Here is a 20068-nt window from a genome sequence, read left to right as displayed (position 1 = left end):
AACTGCTGGTGTCCGAGCGGTACGGTGCTGCCCGTGACCGCAGACGATCACCTGCCCGGCCCGGTCGCCGTGCTCGCCAATCCGTCCGCGGGGCGGGGTCGGCACCGCGCCCTGCTGCCCCGGTTGCTGGACGGGTTGGCCGCCGCTGGACGGCCGGTCCGGCTGCTGTCCGCGTCCAGCCCCGTCGAGGCGGAGGCGGCGTGCCGTGCCGCGGTCGCCGAGGGAGCCGGTGCGCTGGTGGCGGTCGGCGGAGACGGCACGGTGCACCGGGCGGTGCAGGCCGTCGCCGGCACCGACGTGCCGTTCGGTCCGGTGCCGGCGGGCACCGGCAACGACTTCGCCCTGGACACCGGCTTTCCGGCGGATCCGCTCGCGGCGGTCGCGGTGATCGCCGAGGCGCTGCGTTCCGGCCGCAGTCGCGCTGTCGACCTGGCCCGGATGACCGACACCGACGGCGTCGAACGCTGGTACGGGGCCGTCCTGGCGGCCGGGTTCGACGCGATAGTCAACGAGCGGGCGAACCGGATGCGCTGGCCGCGCGGCCCCCGCCGGTACGACCTGGCGATCGTGGTCGAGCTGGCCCGGCTGCGGCCCCGCCGGTACACGCTGCGCCTCGACGGGGTGCCGCACGAGGTGGACGCGGTGCTGGTGGCGGTGGGCAACTGCCCCACGTACGGCGGTGGGATGCGGATCTGTCCCGACGCCGACCCGACCGACGGGCTGCTCGACGTGGTGGTGGCCGGGCAGGTCAACCGGCGCACCCTGATCCGGGTGAAGCCGCGCATCTACCAGGGCACCCACGTCAGCCATCCGCTGGTGACCAGCTACCGGGCCCGGACAGTGGAGTTGACCGCAGACGGCATCACCTCGTACGCCGACGGGGAGCGTTCCCTGGCCCTGCCGGTGACGATCAGCGCCGTTCCGGGCGCCCTGCGGCTGCTGCGCTGACCCGTACCGCCCCGATGCTGGCCGCGATGACCAGCGCGACGGCGGCGCACTCCAGCACTGTCAACGCCTGGCGCAGGACCAGCCATCCGGCGAGGGTGGCGATGGCCGGGCCGAGGCTCATCAACACCGCGAAGGTGGCAGTCGGCATCCGCCGCAGCGCCAGCAGCTCCAGCGTGTACGGCAGGCCCGAGGCGAGCACCGCGAGGGCCGTGCCGAGCGCCAGGACAGTCGGGTCGAACAGCACCGCGCCGCCGTCGGCGATGCCCAGGGGCAGGGTGACAAGCGCGGCGACGCTCAGTGCCAGGGCCAGCCCGTCCGCGCCGGGGAACCGGCCGCCGACCCGGGCGCTGAGCACGATGTACGCGGCCCACATCGCGCCCGCACCGAACGCGAACGCCACCCCGGCCGGGTTGAGCCGGTCGAAGCCGCCCTGCCCGAGCAGCGCCACCCCGGCCAGCGCCAGCCCCGCCCAGCACCAGCTGGCCAGCCGGCGGGCGGTGAACACCGACAGCGCCAGCGGGCCGAGCACCTCCAGGGTCACCGCCGGACCCAGCGGGATCCGCTCGATGGCCTGGTAGAACAGCGAGTTCATGCCGGCCAGAGCCAGCCCGAACGCCCCTGCCGCGACCCAGGCCGACCTGTCGTACCCGCGCAGGCGGGGCCGGCACACGACGAGCAGCAGCACCGCCGAGATCGTCAGTCGCAGGGTCACCGCCCCGGCCACCCCGGTACGCGGGAAGATCAACGCGGCCACCGCGGAGCCGAACTGCACCGACAGCGCCCCGCCGAGCACCAGCCCCACGGCGGCGACGCCACCACGGCGCTCCGGTGGCGTGGCGGCCGGCTTCGGCGCGGGCAGCAGGGTGTCGGTCACGGCCATGACGCTAGGCGGTCGGGTCCGGCCCTCGTGCGGCGGTGTCTCCGGCCCGCTTCGGGGATACGGAGGTCTCGATGGGTCGGTACCCTGCCCGGAACGGTATTGATTCACAGTTGGGAGCTGGAATGCGCCTCGACCTGGTCACGGTCTCCGCTACGCCGCGAGGGCCCGCCCGGTACTGATCGGGCGCCACCGGGGATTTCCGCCGGTGGTCCGGTGCTCCTCGCCGCGGAGCGGTCCCACGACGACCGTTTCCTTCTCTGGCTCGAGGAGCTATTTTGCGTGCCCCCTCATCCGCGCGTCTGGGCGCGGACTTCACCAGACTGTGGACCGCGGCGGCGGTGTCGAACGTCGGCGACGGCGTCACGATGGCCGCCGGCCCGCTGCTTGTCGCCTCCGTCACCGACAACCCGGCCTTCGTCGCCGGAGCCGTCTTCGCGCAGCAACTGCCCTGGCTGCTGTTCGCCCTGATCAGCGGCGCCTACGTCGACCGCCTGGACAGGCGCCGCGTGGTCGTGGTGGTCAATGTCGTGCGCGCCGCCGCGCTGGCGGGGTTGGCGGCCACCGTCGCGACCGACACCGTCACAGTGGTCATCATCTACGCGGTGCTCTTCCTCCTGGGTGCCGGAGAAACCCTCGCGGACACCGCCATGGGCGCCCTGGTCCCGGCGGTGGTCGCTCCCGACAGGTTGGCGAGCGCCAACGCCCGGCTCTACGCGAGTTTCACAGTCGGCAACCAGTTCGTCGCCAAGCCGCTCGGCGCGTGGTTGTTCGTCATCTCCGCCGCGGCGCCGTTCGGGGTCGACGCGCTCACGTTCGCGATCTCCGCGGCGCTGGTCGCGGGCATCGGACGCGTTCCGGGCTCCGAGGAACCCCGTCGGCGTACCTCGCTGCCTGCCGAGGTCGCCGCTGGTGTGCGGTGGTTGTCGAGGCACCGGCTGCTGCGGGTCCTCGCCGTGAGCATGGGCCTGAGCAACATCGCGTTCGGGGCGGCGTTCGCCGTGTTCGTTCTGTACTGCCGGGACCGTCTGGGTGTCTCAGGCGTCGGCTACGGCCTGCTGCTGACCGCGTTCGCGGTCGGCGGCCTGGTCGGCACCGTGGTCGCGGCGAAACTCACGCGGGCGTTCGGCAGCGTCGCCGTACTGCGTGCCGGCCTGGTCGTCGAGATCGTCACGCACGTGTCCCTTGCGATCACGACGACCCCCTGTATCGCCGCTGTCGTCCTGGTCGTGTTCAGCATCCACACCATGGTGTGGGGCGTCACTGTCACCTCGACCCGGCAGCGGGTCGTGCCGGCGCACCTGCGCGGCCGCGTCGGCAGTGTGTACGCGCTGCTGGATCTCGGCGGCGCCGCGCTGGGTTCGCTCCTCGGCGGCCTGTTCGCCAGCGCCTGGGAGATCACCACACCGTTCTGGATCGCCGCCGTCGTGATGGTGGTGATCACCGTGCTCGCCTGGCGTCCCCTGCGCGAAGCAGGAGCCGTCTGAGCGCGTGGCCCCGGTTCCGATCGGTGCTGTCCAGGCCGTTCGGGGTCGGGGCCGCGCGGGCCGACCAGCCGATGTGGTGGCCAACGCGGTGCTACCGGCGTACGGTCCGTGGTATGACCAGCGCGATGCGGAAACTGTCGATCTCGGTGCCACCCGACGTGGCGGAGCGCCTGGAGCGCGAGTCCAACGCGAGCGCCTACATCACCCAGGCCGTCCGTGACCGGATGCGCCTGGACGCCCTGGACGCGGAGCTGGCCCACCAGGGCATCCCGATCACCGAGCAGGGTGTGGCCGAGGCCCGAGCCCGTCGGGCCGCCGTCGAGGCCGACTGGTCGCCGGAGCGCCGCAGCGCGCTTCGCGACCGGGCACGGCAGCACGCGCTGGACGCCGCCGCCGGCACCCTCGACCAGCCGGCCGCGTGACCAACGACGACGACCGGCCGGTCCGGCTCGTGCTGGACCGGTCGGCGCTGCTGGCCTACCTGGCGGGGTCGGTGCATGTCGGTGAGCCGCTGCACGAGGTCATCCAGGACCGCAACAGGTTCGGCGTCACCGCCGTGACCGCCGCGGAGGCCCTGGCGCTCGTCAGCGACCCGAAGGACCGGGCGACCCTGCACCGGCTGCTGACCTTGGACGCCTGCGAGGTGCTCGGCACCGGCGGGCACTCCTGGCACGAACTCAGCTACTGGCGCACGGTGACCGGCCGGGTCGACCTGGCGAGCACAGTGCTGGCCGTGCTCGACCGCGATGCCTCGATCCTGACCGGCGAGGACCGGTACGGCGACGGCGAGCTACCGGTGATCCACATTCCGAACTGACCGCGCGGGTCAGGCGGGCAGGGCCAGGTCCAGGACGGCGCCCAGCCCGTTCTCCCGGCCCGGCTCGGCGGCCGGCAGGACCAGCACCGCGCAGCCGGCGGCCACCGCGCCCGCGTCTGCAGGGGTGTCGCCCACCATCAGGGTCTGCTCGGGCTCGACGCCGAGCATCCCGCAGGCCCGCCAGAAGATCGCCGGGTCAGGTTTGCAGCGCCCGACCTCGTACGACAGGACGAACGCGTCGACGAGATCGGTCAGCCCCCAGGTGTCGAAGTGGGGCCGCAGGTCGAAGCCGATGTTGCTGACCACGCCCACCCGCACCCCGGCGTCGCGCAGCGCGTTCAGCGTGGGGGCGGTGTCCGGGTACGGCAGCCAGCCGTCGGCGGTCAGCAGCCGCTCGTAGAGCGCGTCGGCGAAGCCCTCGATGCCTGCGTCGACCGTCTCGGCGAGCCCTGTGTACGCGCCCCGGTGGGCGTGCTGGTAGAGGTCCCGGTCGGCCCACAACTCGGCGAGCCGGGGCGGCACCCGCGCCGGCAGGGGGCCGCCGGCGCGCCCGGCGGTCAGCAGCCGGTCGGCAAGCGAGGTGGCGCGGACGCGGTCCAGGGTGACCCCGCACGCGGCGGCGGCCTCCAGCACCCACCGCCGCGGCTCCTCGACCTGGGCGAGGGTGCCGTGGAAGTCGAAGAGCACCGCCTTGACGGGCCGTCGGGACGCTCGCTGGGCGGCGGCGGCCTCGGCGCTGCCCGGCGGACGGGTCTGGGGCGGTTCGGCATGGTCCGGCACGCCGTGCACCCTACCGACCCCCGCCGACGACCCCGCCGCACGGCCTTGTGGGGTGTGGTGTCCGGGCACGCACTAATCTTGGTGGCATGTCGAGCCCCGCCGAGCGGTACGCAGCGGCGCGCCGCCGGGCCGCGCAGTCCGCACAGTTCCCCGCTCTGGAAGAGTTCGCCCTCGACCTGGGGTTCGATCTCGACGATTTCCAGCGCGAGGCGTGTCAGTCCCTGGAGCGGGGCAGCGGCGTGCTGGTGTGCGCCCCGACCGGGGCCGGCAAGACGGTGGTGGGCGAGTTCGCCGTACACCTGGCCCTGCGCGGGCGGCCCGACGACCCGGCGGCGGCCGACGCGGCGGCGACACCCCCGACCCGGCGCAAGTGCTTCTACACCACGCCGATCAAGGCGCTGTCCAACCAGAAGTACCACGACCTGGTCGCCCGGTACGGCGCCGAGCAGGTCGGCCTGCTCACCGGCGACAACGCCATCAACGGCGACGCGCCGGTGGTGGTGATGACCACCGAGGTGCTGCGCAACATGCTCTACGCGGGGTCCAGCACCCTGCAGGGTCTCGCCTACGTGGTGATGGACGAGGTGCACTACCTCGCCGACCGGTTCCGTGGCGGGGTGTGGGAAGAGGTGATCATCCACCTGCCCGCCTCGGTGACCCTGGTCTCGCTGTCGGCGACCGTCTCCAACGCCGAGGAGTTCGCCGACTGGCTGGTCACGGTGCGCGGCGAGACGGCGGTGGTGGTCAGCGAGCACCGGCCGGTGCCGCTGTGGCAGCACATGCTCGTCGGCAAGCGGATGTTCGACCTGTTCCACGACGCCGACGCGGCCCGCAAGCACGACGTGCACCCGGAGCTGCTGCGCTACACCCGCGACCAGATGCGACGTCTGGAGCTGGGGGAGGGGCGCAGCGCGGGGCCGGGCTCCGGTCGGCGTGGCCCCCGCTGGCGTGGCCCGATGCGCCCGGACATCGTCGACCGGCTGGACCGCGAGGGTCTGCTGCCGGCGATCCTGTTCATCTTCAGCCGGGCCGGCTGCGCCGCCGCGGTGCAGCAGTGCCTCGCCGCCGGGCTGCGGCTCACCTCGCCCGACGAGCGGGCCGAGATCCGCCGGGTCGTCGAGTCCCGGGTCACCGCCATCCCCGGCGAGGACCTGTCGGTGCTGGGCTACTGGGAGTGGCTCGACGGCCTGGAACGCGGCCTGGCCGCCCACCACGCCGGCATGCTGCCGGTGTTCAAGGAGATCGTCGAGGAGCTGTTCGTCCGCGGTCTGGTCAAGGCGGTCTTCGCCACCGAGACCCTCGCCCTGGGCATCAACATGCCGGCCCGCTGCGTGGTCCTGGAACGCCTCGTCAAGTACAACGGCGAGGCGCACGTCGACCTGACGCCGGGGGAGTACACGCAGCTCACCGGGCGTGCCGGCCGGCGGGGCATCGACGTGGAGGGGCACGCCGTGGTGGTGTGGTCCCCGGAGACGGACCCCCGGCACGTGGCGGGGCTCGCCTCCACCCGCACCTACCCGCTGCGCTCCAGCTTCCGGCCCTCGTACAACATGGCGGTGAACCTCGTCGGCACGGTCGGCGCGGAGCCCGCCCGGGCGCTGCTGGAGTCCTCGTTCGCGCAGTTCCAGGCGGACCGGTCGGTGGTCGGCCTGGCCCGGCAGGTGCAGCGCAACACCGAGACCATCGAGGCGTACGGCGCGGAGGCCGCCTGCCACCACGGCGACTTCGACGAGTACTTCGCGCTGCGGGTGGCCATCGCCGACCGGGAGAAGGCCATCGCCCGGCAGGGGCAGACCCAGCGCAAGGCCGCCGCGGTGGCGTCGCTGGAGCGGCTGCGGGTCGGTGACGTGATCCGGGTGCCCTCGGGTCGCCGCGCCGGGCTGGCCGTCGTCCTGGACCCGGCGACCGGCGGGTTCGGCGAACCCCGACCGCTGGTGCTCACCCAGGACCGCTGGGCCGGGCGGGTGAGCCCCGGCGACTTCACCACACCGGCCGAGGTGCTGGCCCGCATCCGGGTGCCCAAGCACTTCAACCACCGGTCGCCGGGCGCTCGACGGGATCTTGCCGCCGAGGTCAGCGGCACCGGACTGGACCGGCACGGCGGCCGTCGCGGTGGCCGGTCCCGGCAGGCGGCCGGCGACGACCACCGGCTCGCCCAGCTGCGCACCGAACTGCGTAACCACCCCTGTCACGCCTGCCCCGAACGGGAGGAGCACGCCCGCTGGGCGGAGCGGCGTCGGCGCCTGGAGCGCGACACCGAGGAGCTGCGCGAGCGGGTCTCCGGGCGCACCGGGTCCCTCGCCCGTACGTTCGACCGGATCGTCGCGTTGCTGACCGACCGTGGCTACCTCGCCCGCGACGGCGCGGTGACCGACGCCGGCCGGATGCTCGGCCGGATCTGGACCGAGGCGGACCTGCTGGTCGCCGAGTGCCTTCGCCGGGGCGTGTGGGACGGACTGTCCCCGGCGGAACTGGCCGCCGCCGTGTCCGTGGTGGTCTTCGAGGCGCGCCGCGACGTCGACGAGCGGGCGTCGCTGCCGCGGGGGCCGGTGGCCGACGCGGTGGACGAGACGCTGAAGCTGTGGAGCGAGATCGAGGCCGACGAGGCGGCGCGTGGCCTGAGCGCCACCCGCGAGCCGGATCTCGGCTTCGCCTGGCCGGTCTTCCGGTGGGCGCGGGGCGATGCGCTGGCCAAGGTGCTCGGCAGCGGGCACGAGATCGACGGCGAGATGCCGGCCGGTGACTTCGTGAGGTGGGCACGCCAGGTGGTCGACCTGCTCGGTCAACTTGCCGACTCGGGCGGTGCGTCGCCGGAGCTGCGTTCCACGGCCCGGCAGGCAATAGCGGCCATCAACCGGGGCGTACTGGCGTACCACACCTCCGCCTGATAATCACTTTCGGTCAAGGTCGCAGGCGGAATCGACGCATCGGACGGTCACCGTGACGGCACGCCCCGGATCGCCCCGGAGGCGCTGTTGCGCCTGGTCGGAGCACCCCTGATCATTGCCCGGGCGCCGTGTCGACGCGCCGGTGACGAAGGGGAGAAGGCCGCCGTGGCGCAGATCAATCACTTTGAGTACGGCTGGATCACACCCGCGCTGAGCTACGCGTTGTCCGTGCTCGGCTCGGTCCTCGGGCTGGTCTGCGCCGGTCGGATCCGTACCGCCCGTACCGCCGGGCAGCGCGCCTGGTGGGGTCTGCTCGCCGCCTGGGCGCTCGGTGGCACCGCCATCTGGGCCATGCACTTCATGGCCATGCTGGGCTTCGCCGTCGACGGCACCCGCATCCGGTACGACGTGCCACTGACCGCCGCCAGCACCGCCATCGCCGTGGTGGCGGTCGGGATCGGCCTGGCCATCGTCGGCACCGGCCGGCTGAACCCGGCGCGGCTGGTCGCCGGCGGCGTCTTCACCGGCGCCGGGGTCGCCGCCATGCACTACACAGGCATGGCCGCGATGCGCCTCAACGGCGACCTCGGGTACGACACGACCCGCGTCGCCCTGTCGGTGGTCATCGCGGTCGTGGCGTCCACAGTGGCGCTGTGGCTCGCGATGACCGTCCGCCGAGGCCTGGCGATCTTCGCCTCCGCGCTGGTCATGGGCGTCGCGGTGAACGGCATGCACTTCACCGGCATGAGCGCGCTCTCGGTGCACCAGCACGAGGCCCGTGGCGCGGTGACCGGCGCCAGCGTGGGCGCGTTGCTGGTACCTATCGTCCTCGCGGTGATCTTCGGGGTGGTCGGTCTGCTCTACGCGCTGCTCGCCGCGCCCACCGACGACGACCGGGCCGCCGCCGCGTACCTCGACGCCCGGCGGTCGCCGGAGCCGACCCCGGCGACGCCCACCGTCGCCCCGGACCCGGTCGGGCTGCGGGCCCGCTCCACGCTCGGCCAGCCGGGCACGCCGTTCCCGTCCCGGCGGGACAACCCGCCCCGATAGACGATCTGCTCTGCCGCCGGTGGGTGGTGTCGGTGTTGAATGTGAGAGCCGTTCGACAGCGGCTCGGCACCGGCGACCACAGAGGAGACAGAGTTGAACTTCCTGCGTCTCGGCCCGGCCGGTCGGGAGATCCCCATCGTCCAGCACGACGGTACGAGCTTCGACCTGCGGAGCCTCACCGCCGACCTGGACGGGGCGTTCTGGTCGGCGGACGGGATCGCGCGTACCCGCGCCGCTCTCGAGCGCGGGGAACTGGCCGAGCTGCCAGACGCGGGAGCCCTGCGGGTGGGCGCGCCCGTCGCGCGGCCCAACAAGATCGTCTGCATCGGCCTCAACTACCGCGACCACGCGGCGGAGACGGGCGCCCCGCTCCCCGCCGAGCCGGTGGTCTTCATGAAGGACCCGATGACGCTTGTCGGGCCGTTCGACGACGTCCACATCCCGCGCGGGTCCACCCAGACCGACTGGGAGGTCGAGCTGGCGGTCGTCGTCGGTACGACCATCCGCTACGCCGACTCCCCGGAGCAGGCCATGCGGCACATCGCCGGGTACGCGGTGTCGCACGACGTGTCCGAGCGCGGTTTCCAACTCGAACGCGGAGGCCAGTGGGACAAGGGCAAGAGCTGCGAGACGTTCAACCCGCTGGGGCCGTGGCTCGTGCCGGCGGACGAGGTAGGCGATCCGCAGGCGCTGTCGCTGCGGTTGTGGGTCAACGGGGTTCTCCGCCAGGACGGCACGACCAAGGACATGATCTTTCCGGTCGCGCACGTCGTCTGGTACCTCAGCCAGTTCATGGTCCTGTACCCCGGTGACGTGATCAACACGGGGACGCCGGCCGGGGTGGCGCTCGGGCTGCCGGACCATCCCTACCTGCGCGCCGGCGACGTGGTGGAGCTGGAGATCAGCGGTCTGGGGCGGGCGCGTCAGGCACTGGTGGCGGCGTGAGCGGGGAGTTCGCCGGACTGACCGCTGTCGTCACGGGCGGCTCGTCGGGCATCGGTCGCGCCACCGCCGAGGAGCTGCGGGCCCGGGGCGCCCGGGTGGCCGTGCTCGACCTCGACCCGAGCGGGCTTCCCGAGGACATCTCCGGCTTCGCCGCCGACGTGTCGGACCGCGCGTCGGTGGCGTCGGCGGTAGTCGCGGTCGCCGACACGCTCGGCGGCATCGACGTGGTGGTCAACAACGCCGGGATCGGGGCGACCGGAACCGTCGCCGACAACACCGACGACGAGTGGCATCGCGTGCTCGACGTCAACGTGGTCGGCATGGCGAGAGTGGTGGGCGAGGCCCTGCCGTGGCTGCGCCGCTCGGAGCACGCGTCGGTCGTCAACGTCTCGTCCATCGCCGCGCTCAACGGACTGCCGGGTCGCGCGCTCTACTCGGCGAGCAAGGGCGCCGTGCTGTCGCTGACCCTCGCCATGGCCACCGACCACGTGCGCGAGGGGGTCCGGGTCAACTGCGTGTGCCCCGGCACGGCGGACACCCCGTGGGTCGGGCGTCTGCTGGCACAGGCCGACGACCCGGACGGCGAGCGGGCCGCCCTGTGGGCCCGCCAGCCCATCGGGCGCCTGGTGACACCGCAGGAGGTGGCGAACGCGATCGTCTACCTCGCGTCGCCCCGGGCGGGCTCCACCACGGGTACGGTGCTGGACGTCGACGGCGGAGTCACCCACCTGCGGGTCCGGCCGTGACGAGCGGACCGGCGGGGGTGTGAGATGCGAATCGCGCTGTTCGTGACCTGCCTGGCCGACACCATGTTCCCGCAGGCCGCGACGGCGACGGTGCGACTGCTGGAGCGGCTGGGCCACGAGGTGGTCTTCCCGCCGGACCAGACCTGTTGCGGGCAGATGCACATCAACACCGGCTACCCGTCCGACGCGGTCCCGCTGGTGCGCCGGCACGTGCGGGTCTTCGACAGGTACGACGTGATCGTCGCGCCGTCGGGCTCCTGCGTGGGGGCGGTACGGCACCAGCACGCGATGGTGGCCCGACGGGCCGGCGACGCGTCGTTGACGAGCCGCGCGGAGTCGGTGGCGGCGCGCACGTACGAGCTGTCCGAGCTGCTCGTCGACGTGCTCGGGGTGACGGACGTGGGCGCGTACTTCCCGCACCGGGTCACCTACCATCCGACCTGCCACTCGCTGCGGATGCTGCGGGTGGGCGACCGGCCGCGGACGCTCCTGCGCGCGGTGCGCGGCCTCGACCTGGTCGAGTTGCCCGCGCAGGAGCAGTGCTGCGGGTTCGGCGGCACCTTCGCCGTGAAGAACGCGGAGACCTCCACGGCGATGCTCGCCGACAAGATGCGCCACGTGCTCGCCACCGGCGCCGACGTGTGCACCGCCAGCGACGCCTCCTGCCTGCTGCACATCGGTGGCGGGCTGTCGCGGCTGCGCACCGGCGTCCGCACCGTGCACCTCGCCGAGATCCTGGCGTCGACCGAGCACGAACCGGCGGTGCGAGGGTGACCCGCCCGACGTTCCTCGGCATGCCGGCGACCGCGCCGCCCGGTGTGGGTCACCTGCGCGGCGAGGAGTCGTTCCCGGCGGCCGCCCGGCGGAGCCTCGCCGACCCGCAGCTGCGGCGCAACCTGCGGCACGCGACGACAACGATCCGGGCCAAGTCCGCCGGAGTCATCGCCGAGTCGCCGGACTGGGAGCAGTTGCGCGCGGCCGGCGCGGCGATCAAGGCCGACACCCTCAACCGGCTGCCGGAGCTGCTGGAACAGCTCGAAGCGAAGGTCACCGAGGCCGGCGGCGTGGTGCACTGGGCGGCGGACGCGGTCGAGGCCAACCTGATCGTCACCGACCTCGTCCGGGCGACCGGCGCGGACCGGGTCATCAAGGTCAAGTCGATGGCCACCCAGGAGATCGGCCTCAACGAGGCACTGCACGCCGCCGGCGTCACCGCCGTCGAGACGGACCTCGCGGAACTCATCGTGCAGCTCGGCGACGACCGGCCCAGCCACATCCTGGTCCCCGCGATCCACCGCAACCGGGCGGAGATCCGGGAGATCTTCCTGCGCGAGATGCCCGGCGTCGACCCGGCGCTCACCGCCGACCCGGCGGCCCTCGCGGCCGCCGCGCGCCGATACCTGCGGGAGACGTTCCTGAGGACGCCGGTGGCGGTGTCCGGCGCGAACTTCGCCGTCGCCGAGACCGGCACCCTGGCCGTGGTCGAGTCCGAGGGCAACGGCCGGATGTGTCTGACCCTGCCGCGCACGCTGATCACCCTGATGGGCGTGGAGAAGGTCGTACCGACCTGGCGGGACCTGGAGGTGTTCCTCCAACTGCTGCCCAGGGCGTCGACCGGGGAGCGGATGAACCCGTACACGTCGATGTGGACGGGTGTGACTCCGGGCGACGGACCGCAGGCGTTCCACCTGGTCCTGCTGGACAACGGCCGCAGCGCGGTCCTCGCCGACGAGGTCGGTCGGCATGCGTTGCGGTGCATCCGCTGCTCGGCCTGCCTCAACGTGTGCCCGGTGTACGAACGGGCCGGCGGGCACGCCTACGGCTCGGTGTATCCGGGGCCGATCGGCGCCGTGCTGTCGCCCCAGCTCACCGGCATCGACGACAACGCCTCCCTGCCGTACGCGTCGACGCTGTGCGGCGCGTGCTACGACGCCTGTCCGGTGCAGATCAACATCCCGGAGGTGCTGGTGCACCTGCGCGCCGAGGCCGTCGACGCGCGACGCCTGCCCACCGCCGAGTCGATCGCGATGGCCGCCGCCGCGTACACGATGGATCATCCGCGGCTGTACGAGGCCGCGCAGCGCGCCTCCCGACTGAGCCGGTTCGCCGGCCGGCGGGGCCGGGGCCTGCCGCCGCCGTTGAACGGCTGGACCGGCAGCCGTGATCTCCCGGAGCCGCCGGCTAGGACGTTCCGCGAATGGTGGGCCGAGCGGTGAGCGCCAGGGATCTCGTCCTCGGCCGGCTACGGGCCGCACTTGCCGCCGGCGCCCTCGCTCCGGTGGAGGTGCCGCGCGACTACCGCCACACCGGCACGCTCGACCTCGACCAGCTGGTGGAACGGCTGACCGACTACCTGGCGCACGTGCACCGGGTCGCCGAGGAGGCCGTGGCCGACACGATCGCCGACATCCTGCCGGCCGGTGGCACCGTCGTCGTACCCCCGGGTCTGCCGCCCACCTGGCTGCCGCCGACGGTGACCGCGCTGCGCGACGACGGCCTCGACAACGCGCGGATCGGCGCGGCCGACGCCGTCGTCACCGGTGCCGCCGTCGCGGTCGCCGAGACCGGCACCGTCGTGCTCGACGGCTCACCCGACCAGGGGCGCCGGGTGCTCAGCCTGCTGCCGGACCGGCACGTGTGCGTGCTGCGGGCCGACCAGGTGGTGGCGACGGTGCCGGAGGCCCTCGCCCGGCTGACGCCGCAGCGCCCGCTTACCTGGATCAGCGGGCCGTCGGCGACCAGCGACATCGAACTCATCCGGGTGGAGGGTGTGCACGGCCCGCGCCAGCTGCACGTCATCCTGCTGCCCTGACCGCCCGCCGCCCGGCTCGGCGGTCAGCGGGAGGCACGCCTGCCGTCGATCGTGAGGGTGGCCAGCAGGCCGGGGTGGTCCGTCGCGCCGCCCATGCCCACCGACCTGGTGCAGCAGAGCGCGACGCCGCTGCTGGCCAGGACGTGCTGCACCGCGCCGTCGTCGATGCGGAGATCGCCCGACGGTCCGCACGACCGTACGTCGGTATCGCCGCCGCGCCGCAGGTTGAGATCGCCGCTGAGCACTGTGGGCGCGTACGCGGTGCTCCCGCGGACGACAGGCAGGATCTCGTCGAGCAGGTGCTCGCACTGGGCGAGCGCGACAGTGGCACTGGTGGCCGCCAGGTGGGTGGTGCACACCGAGAGCGCGCCGTCGACGTGGACGCAGAGCCAGCTGCGTTCCTCGGGGTCGGTGAGGTCCTGGGTCGGGTGGATCCCGCTGTGCACCGTGTGGCGGGCGCCCGGCGCGGTCAGGCGGGCGAGGACCCCGATGCCGTACGACCGGCCGTTGCGGCACCGGGTGTCGGCGCCGCTGGGGCGGTCGCCGGCGGCCTGGAAGGCGGACACGACACCCGCGCCTCTGTGCACGGCCGCGAACGTGCGCTCCAGTGCTGTCACGTCGTCCTGGCAGATCTCGTTGAGCGTGACCAGGTCGGGCCGCTCGGCGCTGATCACCTCGGCGGCCCTGGTCACCGACCGGCCGGTGTAGCAGTTGGCCCGGCCGCTGTTGCACAGGTTCATCTGCAGCAGCCGCAGGGTCGTGGGTGCGGGGGAGTCGGCCGCCGACGATCCGGACGGCATCCCGGCGGCGGCGACCAGGCAGCCGATGGTGAGGGCGCGGCGGAGCCTGCCGGGAGCGCGGGTGATGCCGGCGGGCGCCTGCGCGGACATGCGGGCTCCGGGTGCCGGGGGCGACAGTCTTCGCCGAGGTGCCAGTGATCGTACTGCCGGTTCGTCGTCGGCAGGAGCCCGGCGAGGGACCTATCGTGGAGCAATGATCACGTGCGTCGTGCACTACACAATCGACCCGGCACAGATCGGGGAGTTCGAGCGCTTCGCCCGCGCGTGGATGGGGCTCGTGGCCCGGCACGGCGGCGTGCACCACGGTTACTTCCTGCCCGCCGAGGGTGCCAGCGACCGGGCCGAGGCGCTGTTCAGCTTCGAGAGCCTCGCGGCCTACGAGCGGTACCGGGCACGCTTCGGCAGCGACCCTGACTTCGTGGCGGCGGACCGGATCCGCGACGAGTCGGGCTGTGTGCTGCGCTACGAGAGAACCTTCATGCGTCCACTTCTGCCTACCGACGGCACGGCCACGGCGAGCTGAGGCGGGCCGTGCGGGGAAGGGTGGACCCCGCACGGCCCGTGTCAGCTCAGCGGCGCGGCCGGGGCGTGCTGCGCGGCAGGACGTACGGCGGCCCGGCGAAGATCAGGTCGGACTTCAGCTCCTGGTACGCCCGCTTGGGCTGGTAGTTCTCGTCGTAGATGGTGGCCAGACCCTCGGGCGGGTCGTTGAACCAGTCCGGCACCCACGAGTACTTGTCGGTGAAACCCCAGACGGTGTACGACAGGCAGCTGCGCACGGCCAGGCACGCCTTCATCAGCACGCTGAAGTTGGCGGCCGACGCCTGCAACCGGGGGTTGATCTCGGCCGAGTCGCCGGCCTGGACGCCTGCGGTCATCTGACTGCGCACGTCGACCTCGGTGAACGCGGTGGCGAGACCCAGCCCGGCGAACCTCTTCAGCGCGGCGGTCACCTGGAGGGTGTCGAAGTTGCCGTACTGGGTGCCGAGGTGGCCCTGTGAGCCGATGCCGTCGATCGGGACGCCCTGCCTGAGCAGACCCTTGGCCATGTCGTACACGAACTGCGTCTTGTCGTCGGCGGGGTTGCCGGAGCCGAACGCCTCGATGTTGTAGTCGTTGTAGAACAGCAGCGCCTTCGGGTCGGCGGCACGCGCCCAGCGGAACGCGTCGGCGATGTAGCCCGGGCCGAGGTTCTGCGCCCAGAAGCCCTTGTAGTGCAGGGTGTTCGGGGTGTCCCAGGGGTCGCTCACCGCCTCGTTCACCACGTCCCACTGCCAGATCTTGCCCTTGTAGCGGTTCACGACTGTGGTGATGTGCTTGCGCAGCAGCTCGCGCAGCTCCTGCTTGCTGATGGAGCCGTCGGCGACGCCACTGGTCAGCCAGGCGGGCAGCTGGTTGTGCCAGACCAGCACGTGGCCGCGGACGCTCTGCCTGTTGCGCTTGGCGAACTCGACGAGCTGGTCGGCGGCGGTCCAGTCGTAGGTGCCGCGGGTGGGCTCCAGGCTCTCCCACTTCATCGCGTTCTCCGCGGTGACCGAGGTGAACTCGGTGGAAGCCAGCCGGCGGTACTCCGGGTCGCTCGTGTCGTTGAGGCCCGTCGGGTTCACGGCGGTGCCGATGTGCAGGCCGTGGCGCAGGCCGAGGGTGCCCAGGCTCTGTGCCGTCGGGTCGTACGGCCGGCTCGCGGTGGCCGGCACCGTGTTCAGTGCCGCGACGGTCGCGACGGCGACCACCCCGACAGTGATCAGCTGTCTTGGCTTCATTGCCTTCCCTTCATTGATCGACAAGTGTCGATCATGAGCGCGAGAGTGCGGTCCGGTGCGGGTGTGCGGGGGAGTGAGACCGGGTGCCGGTGGTGCCGAAAGGGGACCGGAAACGTGCCCGAAACGTTAAGCCGATCGATGTCCGCCGTCAACAGTGAAAACTTTCGGAAATTCGTCAGGTGACCTGGGGTACCGCCGGTTCGGCGATACCGAAACTTCCGGTGGCGCGGTGTGCGGTGCGGGGCGTTCGACAGAATCGGCGGGCCGTGCGGCGAGCCGGCTGCGGGACCGGCGATGATGGTCCGGTGAAGATCCTGTCCATCCAGTCGTCGGTCGCCTACGGCCACGTCGGCAACTCGGCGGCCGCGTTCCCCCTGCAACGGCTCGGGCACGAGGTCTGGCCGGTCCTGACCGTCCACTTCTCCAACCACACCGGCTACGGCGCGTGGCGCGGCCCGCTGCTGGACCCGGCCCAGGTGGCCGAGGTCATCGCGGGCATCGGGGACCGGGGCGTCCTCGGCAGCGCCGACGCGGTGCTGTCGGGCTACCAGGGCGACCCGGCGATGGGCGCGGTGATCCTCGACGCGGTCGACACCGTCAAGGCGGCCAACCCGAACGCCGTGTACTGCTGCGACCCGGTGCTGGGCGACGTCGGCCGGGGCATGTTCGTGCGACCCGGGATCCCTGAGTACATGCGCGACGTCGTGGTTCCGCGCGCGGACATCATCACCCCTAACCACTTCGAGCTGGACTTCCTCGCCGGCCGGTCCACCACCACCCTGACCGAGGTGCTGGACGCCGTCGACGTGGTCCGCGCGACCGGGCCACGGCACGTGCTTGTGACAAGCGTGCTGCACGCCGACGTGCCGGCGGGGTCGCTGGAGGTGGTGGCCGTCTCGGACGAGGGCGCCTGGTCGGTGACCACGCCCCTGCTGCCGATCAACCCGAACGGCGGCGGCGACGTCACCGCAGCCCTCTACCTCGCGCACCTGTGCACGACCGGTTCGCCCGCCACGGCACTGGAACGCACCATCGCCTCGGTCTTCACGATCCTGGAGGCCACCCTCGCGGCGGGCACCCGGGAGATCCAGCTCGTCGCGGCCCAGGAGGCCATCGCGGCGCCGCCGACCCGGTTCGCCGCCCGTCGACTGCGCTGACCGGTCCGGTCCGCAGGCGCGCCGCCAATGCAGGCATATCGATGTGATCGTTAACATACGCGGTGCCAGCTCTCCTCGCAATCCTCGCGACGGGCGCAGCCGTTTCGGACGCCCGGATGTCGAACCCGGTGGGCATCGCGGTCCTCGCCGGACCTGGAATCTGCCGGATCGCGTGTCGTGGCTCGTGACGGAGGGTCAGCCCGGCGGGGACCTGCCCTCCGTTGACGGCCGACGCGCCGCTCAGTACGGTGCATCGTAAATCTTAGATGTCAACGCTGATACGGCAACGCGGCAACGCGATGACGAAGTTGACCTCATGCACCCGTGAAAACCCAGGTCAGGCACGCGATGAGCGGGCTCAAGAGGTTCCTTGGCCGCGTGTTAGCGCTAACAGATCATGGTTGATCACGTCGATCACCGCCCCTTGTGGATCCGGTCGATCGGCAACCGGCGGCGCGGCAGGCCGCCGCGACCCTCTCAGGGAGTAACCGTGAAGGTGGCAATCCGAAGCACAGCACGCAGCAGGTCCGGCGCCAGGCGCGGCATCGCCTGGCTGATGAGTCTGGTGTGCGTCCTCGCACTGGTCCCGGGCACGGCCCGGGCGGACAACCCGATCGTCCAACACATCTACACAGCCGATCCGGCCCCGTTGGTGCACAACGGCCGGGTGTACCTCTACACAGGCCACGACGAGGACGGCTCCACGTACTTCACAATGAAGGAGTGGCGGGTCTGGTCGTCCGCCGACATGGTCAACTGGACCGACCACGGCTCGCCGCTGAACATCAGCACCTTCAGTTGGGCGAGCGCCAACGCCTGGGCCGGCCAGGTCATCGCCCGCAACGGCAAGTTCTACTGGTACGTGCCGGTGACCAACCGGGCGACCAATTCGATGGCCATCGGCGTGGCGGTCGGGGACAGCCCCACCGGCCCGTTCCGCGACGCGATCGGCCGGCCACTGGTGGGCAACGGCGAGATCGACCCGACCGTCTTCATCGACGACGACGGCCAGGCGTACCTGTACTGGGGCAACCCGAACCTGTGGTACGTGAAGCTGAACGCGGACATGATCTCCTACTCCGGTTCGGCCACGAAGATCCCGCTCACCACCGCCGGGTTCGGCACCCGCAACGGCAACGCCAGCAGGCCCACCCTCTACGAGGAGGGTCCGTGGGTCTACAAGCGCAACGGCACCTACTACAACGTGTTCGCGGCGGAGTGCTGCTCGGAGTTCATCGCGTACTCCACCGCCCCCGGCCCCACCGGACCGTGGACCTACCGGGGCACGATCATGCCCAGGCAGGGCGGTAGTTTCACCAACCACGCCGGCGTCGTCGACTTCAACGGCGGCTCGTACTTCTTCTACCACAACGGCGCCCTGCCGGGTGGCGGCGGCTACACCCGCTCGGTCGCGGTGGAGAAGTTCAGCTACAACTCCAACGGCACCTTCCCGACGATCACCATGACCAGCACGGGCGCCCCGCAGGTGGGCACGCTGAATCCGTACGTCCGGCAGGAGGCCGAGACGATCGCCTGGGGCTCCGGCATCGAGACCGAACCCTCCAGCGAGGGCGGCATGAACGTCGGCTGGATCGAGAACGGCGACTACATCAAGGTCAAGGGCGTCGCGTTCGGCGCGGGCGCGACGTCGTTCAACGCGCGGGTCGCCTCGGCGGGCAGCGGTGGGCGGATCGAGGTGCGGCTCGACAACAGCAACGGCCCGCTGGTGGGCACCTGCACCGTCCCGGTCACCGGGGGCTGGCAGACCTGGACCAACGCCACCTGCGCGGTCAGTGGGGCGACAGGTACGCGGGACGTGTTCCTGCGCTTCGCCGGCGGCAGCGGCAACCTGTTCAACGTGAACTGGTGGCAGTTCAGCGGCACCGGTGGTGGCGTCGACGGCAACCTGCTCACCAACGGCAACCTGGAGAACGGCACGACGGGTTGGGGCGCGCTCGGTGCGGCGACGCTGTCGGCCAACACGGCTGTCGTGCACGGTGGCGCCGGTTCCCTGTCGGTCACCGGCCGTACGGCGGCGTGGAACGGCCCCAACCAGGACGTGACCTCGAAGCTCACCAACGGCAAGACCTACACCACGAGCGTGTGGGTACGCTCGCAGAGCGGCACGCCGGCGGCGAAGGCGACCCTCTCGCTGACCGCCAACGGTACGACGAACTACCTGCAACTGACGCCGGCGACGACGGTCAACGCCAACGGGTGGACCCAGCTGACCGGCACGGCGACCGTGTCGTGGAGCGGCACGCTCTCCAGTGCCGGCTTCTACGTCGAGACGGCCGAGGGGACCGACAGTCTCCTGGTCGACGACGTCTCGTTCCAGTGACGCGCCGGTGCCGGGGCCGCGTTCACGCCGCCCCGGCACCGACGACCGCCACGACTTGACGAACGACATGTTATCGCTCACAGTCGATGGTTGAGGGCGGCCGCACCGTGGAGCTCACCGGGCGAGCCTGCCGACCGTCCCTCGACAAACGACGTCCGCCCAGGGCATGCCGGACGTCGTTTCAGGACTCCTTTCGGTGGCGCCGTCGACGGCGACCGGGCTCTCGCCGTGTCCCCGCCACCGCCTCCCTTTCGGCGCTGCACCTCCATCGCTGGAACCACCACAGAGAAGGACTTCGCATGAACCACAGAAGAGCCCTGCGAGCGGCGGTGACAGTCGCCGTCACGGGCGCACTGGCCGCCGGGATGGCGATGACGCTGTCCACCTCCGCCAGTGCCGGGACGACCCTCGGGGCGTCGGCGGCCGAGAAGGGCCGCTATTTCGGCGCCGCGGTCGCGACGGGCAAGCTCTCCGACGGCACGTACGTCGGGATCCTGAACCGCGAGTTCAACAGTGTCGTGGCCGAGAACGAGATGAAGTGGGATGCCACCGAGCCGCAGCTGGGGCGGTTCAGTTACGCCGGTGGTGATCGTCTGGTGAGTCATGCTCGTGCGAACGGGATGAGTGTGCGGGGTCATGCGCTGTTGTGGCATCAGC

Annotated in this window: 19 protein-coding genes; 15 read left to right on the top strand and 4 right to left on the bottom strand. The window is 71.9% G+C overall.

The features are described 5' to 3' along the window. Window positions 1–24: 24 nt before the first annotated feature. Window positions 25–948: a diacylglycerol kinase gene (locus tag ACZ6N8_RS23835; RefSeq protein ID WP_466012767.1), complete on the top strand. Its 924-nt coding sequence runs from the start codon at window positions 25–27 to the stop codon at window positions 946–948. On the opposite strand, the gene ACZ6N8_RS23830 is transcribed toward ACZ6N8_RS23835, so the two are convergent. Then, window positions 911–1828: an EamA family transporter gene (locus tag ACZ6N8_RS23830; protein ID WP_466012766.1), complete on the bottom strand. Its 918-nt coding sequence runs from the start codon at window positions 1826–1828 to the stop codon at window positions 911–913. The genes ACZ6N8_RS23835 and ACZ6N8_RS23830 overlap by 38 nt on opposite strands. A 275-nt stretch (window positions 1829–2103) precedes the next feature. Here ACZ6N8_RS23830 and ACZ6N8_RS23825 point away from each other — a divergent pair, with 275 nt between their 5' ends. From ACZ6N8_RS23825 to ACZ6N8_RS23815, 3 genes are all read left to right on the top strand, one after another. Beyond that, window positions 2104–3312, top strand: a complete 1209-nt coding sequence (locus ACZ6N8_RS23825; RefSeq protein ID WP_466012765.1) for an MFS transporter — start codon at window positions 2104–2106, stop codon at window positions 3310–3312. A gap of 113 nt (window positions 3313–3425) precedes the next feature. Further along, the gene (locus tag ACZ6N8_RS23820; RefSeq protein ID WP_466012764.1) at window positions 3426–3734 is read left to right on the top strand and encodes a hypothetical protein; all 309 of its coding nucleotides are present in this window, start codon (window positions 3426–3428) and stop codon (window positions 3732–3734) included. Beyond that, the gene (locus ACZ6N8_RS23815) at window positions 3731–4129 is read left to right on the top strand and encodes a hypothetical protein (RefSeq protein WP_466012763.1); all 399 of its coding nucleotides are present in this window, start codon (window positions 3731–3733) and stop codon (window positions 4127–4129) included. The genes ACZ6N8_RS23820 and ACZ6N8_RS23815 overlap by 4 nt, the downstream gene beginning before the upstream one ends. A 9-nt stretch (window positions 4130–4138) precedes the next feature. Here the strand turns inward: ACZ6N8_RS23815 and ACZ6N8_RS23810 are convergent, their stop codons facing one another. Next, entirely contained in the window at window positions 4139–4909 is a 771-nt protein-coding gene (locus tag ACZ6N8_RS23810; protein WP_466012762.1) for an HAD family hydrolase, read from the bottom strand. Window positions 4910–4995: 86 nt separating this feature from the next. On the opposite strand from ACZ6N8_RS23810, the gene ACZ6N8_RS23805 reads away from it, so the two are divergent. From ACZ6N8_RS23805 to ACZ6N8_RS23775, 7 genes are all read left to right on the top strand, one after another. Continuing rightward, window positions 4996–7797 (top strand): DEAD/DEAH box helicase, encoded by a 2802-nt coding sequence (locus ACZ6N8_RS23805; protein ID WP_466012761.1) that lies wholly within the window; start codon window positions 4996–4998, stop codon window positions 7795–7797. A 165-nt stretch (window positions 7798–7962) separates the two neighbouring features. Further along, on the top strand, window positions 7963–8847 hold the full coding sequence (locus ACZ6N8_RS23800; RefSeq protein ID WP_466012760.1) for an MHYT domain-containing protein: 885 nt from the start codon (window positions 7963–7965) through the stop codon (window positions 8845–8847). A gap of 93 nt (window positions 8848–8940) precedes the next feature. Continuing rightward, a complete protein-coding gene (locus ACZ6N8_RS23795; RefSeq protein ID WP_387122216.1) occupies window positions 8941–9792 on the top strand; it encodes a fumarylacetoacetate hydrolase family protein in 852 nt (283 codons plus the stop codon). Next, window positions 9789–10538, top strand: coding sequence for an SDR family NAD(P)-dependent oxidoreductase (locus tag ACZ6N8_RS23790; protein ID WP_466012759.1), 750 nt, complete (start codon window positions 9789–9791; stop codon window positions 10536–10538). Before ACZ6N8_RS23795 ends, ACZ6N8_RS23790 begins: the two co-directional genes overlap by 4 nt. A gap of 24 nt (window positions 10539–10562) precedes the next feature. Beyond that, window positions 10563–11312 (top strand): (Fe-S)-binding protein, encoded by a 750-nt coding sequence (locus tag ACZ6N8_RS23785; protein WP_364365277.1) that lies wholly within the window; start codon window positions 10563–10565, stop codon window positions 11310–11312. A 20-nt stretch (window positions 11313–11332) separates the two neighbouring features. Further along, a complete protein-coding gene (locus tag ACZ6N8_RS23780; protein ID WP_466012894.1) occupies window positions 11333–12754 on the top strand; it encodes a LutB/LldF family L-lactate oxidation iron-sulfur protein in 1422 nt (473 codons plus the stop codon). Beyond that, the gene (locus ACZ6N8_RS23775) at window positions 12751–13350 is read left to right on the top strand and encodes a LutC/YkgG family protein (protein WP_466012758.1); all 600 of its coding nucleotides are present in this window, start codon (window positions 12751–12753) and stop codon (window positions 13348–13350) included. Before ACZ6N8_RS23780 ends, ACZ6N8_RS23775 begins: the two co-directional genes overlap by 4 nt. A 23-nt stretch (window positions 13351–13373) precedes the next feature. Here the strand turns inward: ACZ6N8_RS23775 and ACZ6N8_RS23770 are convergent, their stop codons facing one another. Beyond that, window positions 13374–14240 carry an endonuclease/exonuclease/phosphatase family protein gene (locus ACZ6N8_RS23770; RefSeq protein WP_466012757.1) on the bottom strand — a complete coding sequence of 289 codons (867 nt, stop codon included), beginning with the start codon at window positions 14238–14240 and terminating at the stop codon, window positions 13374–13376. Between the two features lie 103 nt (window positions 14241–14343). Here ACZ6N8_RS23770 and ACZ6N8_RS23765 point away from each other — a divergent pair, with 103 nt between their 5' ends. Then, on the top strand, window positions 14344–14673 hold the full coding sequence (locus tag ACZ6N8_RS23765; protein ID WP_364365268.1) for an NIPSNAP family protein: 330 nt from the start codon (window positions 14344–14346) through the stop codon (window positions 14671–14673). A 46-nt stretch (window positions 14674–14719) separates the two neighbouring features. Here the strand turns inward: ACZ6N8_RS23765 and ACZ6N8_RS23760 are convergent, their stop codons facing one another. Then, entirely contained in the window at window positions 14720–15913 is a 1194-nt protein-coding gene (locus ACZ6N8_RS23760; RefSeq protein ID WP_466012756.1) for an endo-1,4-beta-xylanase, read from the bottom strand. 305 nt (window positions 15914–16218) lie between these two features. Here ACZ6N8_RS23760 and pdxY point away from each other — a divergent pair, with 305 nt between their 5' ends. The 3 genes from pdxY to ACZ6N8_RS23745 all read left to right on the top strand — a co-directional run. Further along, window positions 16219–17070, top strand: a complete 852-nt coding sequence (gene pdxY / locus ACZ6N8_RS23755) for a pyridoxal kinase PdxY (protein WP_466012755.1) — start codon at window positions 16219–16221, stop codon at window positions 17068–17070. Window positions 17071–17626: 556 nt separating this feature from the next. Then, window positions 17627–19411: a family 43 glycosylhydrolase gene (locus ACZ6N8_RS23750; RefSeq protein WP_466012893.1), complete on the top strand. Its 1785-nt coding sequence runs from the start codon at window positions 17627–17629 to the stop codon at window positions 19409–19411. Window positions 19412–19710: 299 nt separating this feature from the next. Next, window positions 19711–20068: endo-1,4-beta-xylanase (locus ACZ6N8_RS23745; protein WP_466012754.1), on the top strand; the 358-nt coding region annotated here is incomplete at its 3' end.

Source organism: Micromonospora sp. NPDC047521 (genome assembly GCF_055587305.1).
The sequence above is the reverse complement of the archived record's forward strand: the minus strand, read 5'-3'. Positions and strand labels throughout refer to the sequence as shown.

Excerpts from the sequence above, each read along its gene's own strand:
- ACZ6N8_RS23830 (WP_466012766.1), bottom strand. The coding sequence starts at position 1,828 with ATGGCCGTGACCGACACCCTGCTGCCCGCGCCGAAGCCGGCCGCCACG.
- ACZ6N8_RS23820 (WP_466012764.1), top strand. The coding sequence starts at position 3,426 with ATGACCAGCGCGATGCGGAAACTGTCGATCTCGGTGCCACCCGACGTG.
- ACZ6N8_RS23805 (WP_466012761.1), top strand. The coding sequence starts at position 4,996 with ATGTCGAGCCCCGCCGAGCGGTACGCAGCGGCGCGCCGCCGGGCCGCG.
- ACZ6N8_RS23785 (WP_364365277.1), top strand. The coding sequence starts at position 10,563 with ATGCGAATCGCGCTGTTCGTGACCTGCCTGGCCGACACCATGTTCCCG.
- ACZ6N8_RS23780 (WP_466012894.1), top strand. The coding sequence starts at position 11,333 with ATGCCGGCGACCGCGCCGCCCGGTGTGGGTCACCTGCGCGGCGAGGAG.
- ACZ6N8_RS23770 (WP_466012757.1), bottom strand. The coding sequence starts at position 14,240 with ATGTCCGCGCAGGCGCCCGCCGGCATCACCCGCGCTCCCGGCAGGCTC.
- ACZ6N8_RS23765 (WP_364365268.1), top strand. The coding sequence starts at position 14,344 with ATGATCACGTGCGTCGTGCACTACACAATCGACCCGGCACAGATCGGG.
- ACZ6N8_RS23760 (WP_466012756.1), bottom strand. The coding sequence starts at position 15,913 with ATGAAGCCAAGACAGCTGATCACTGTCGGGGTGGTCGCCGTCGCGACC.
- ACZ6N8_RS23750 (WP_466012893.1), top strand. The coding sequence starts at position 17,627 with ATGAGTCTGGTGTGCGTCCTCGCACTGGTCCCGGGCACGGCCCGGGCG.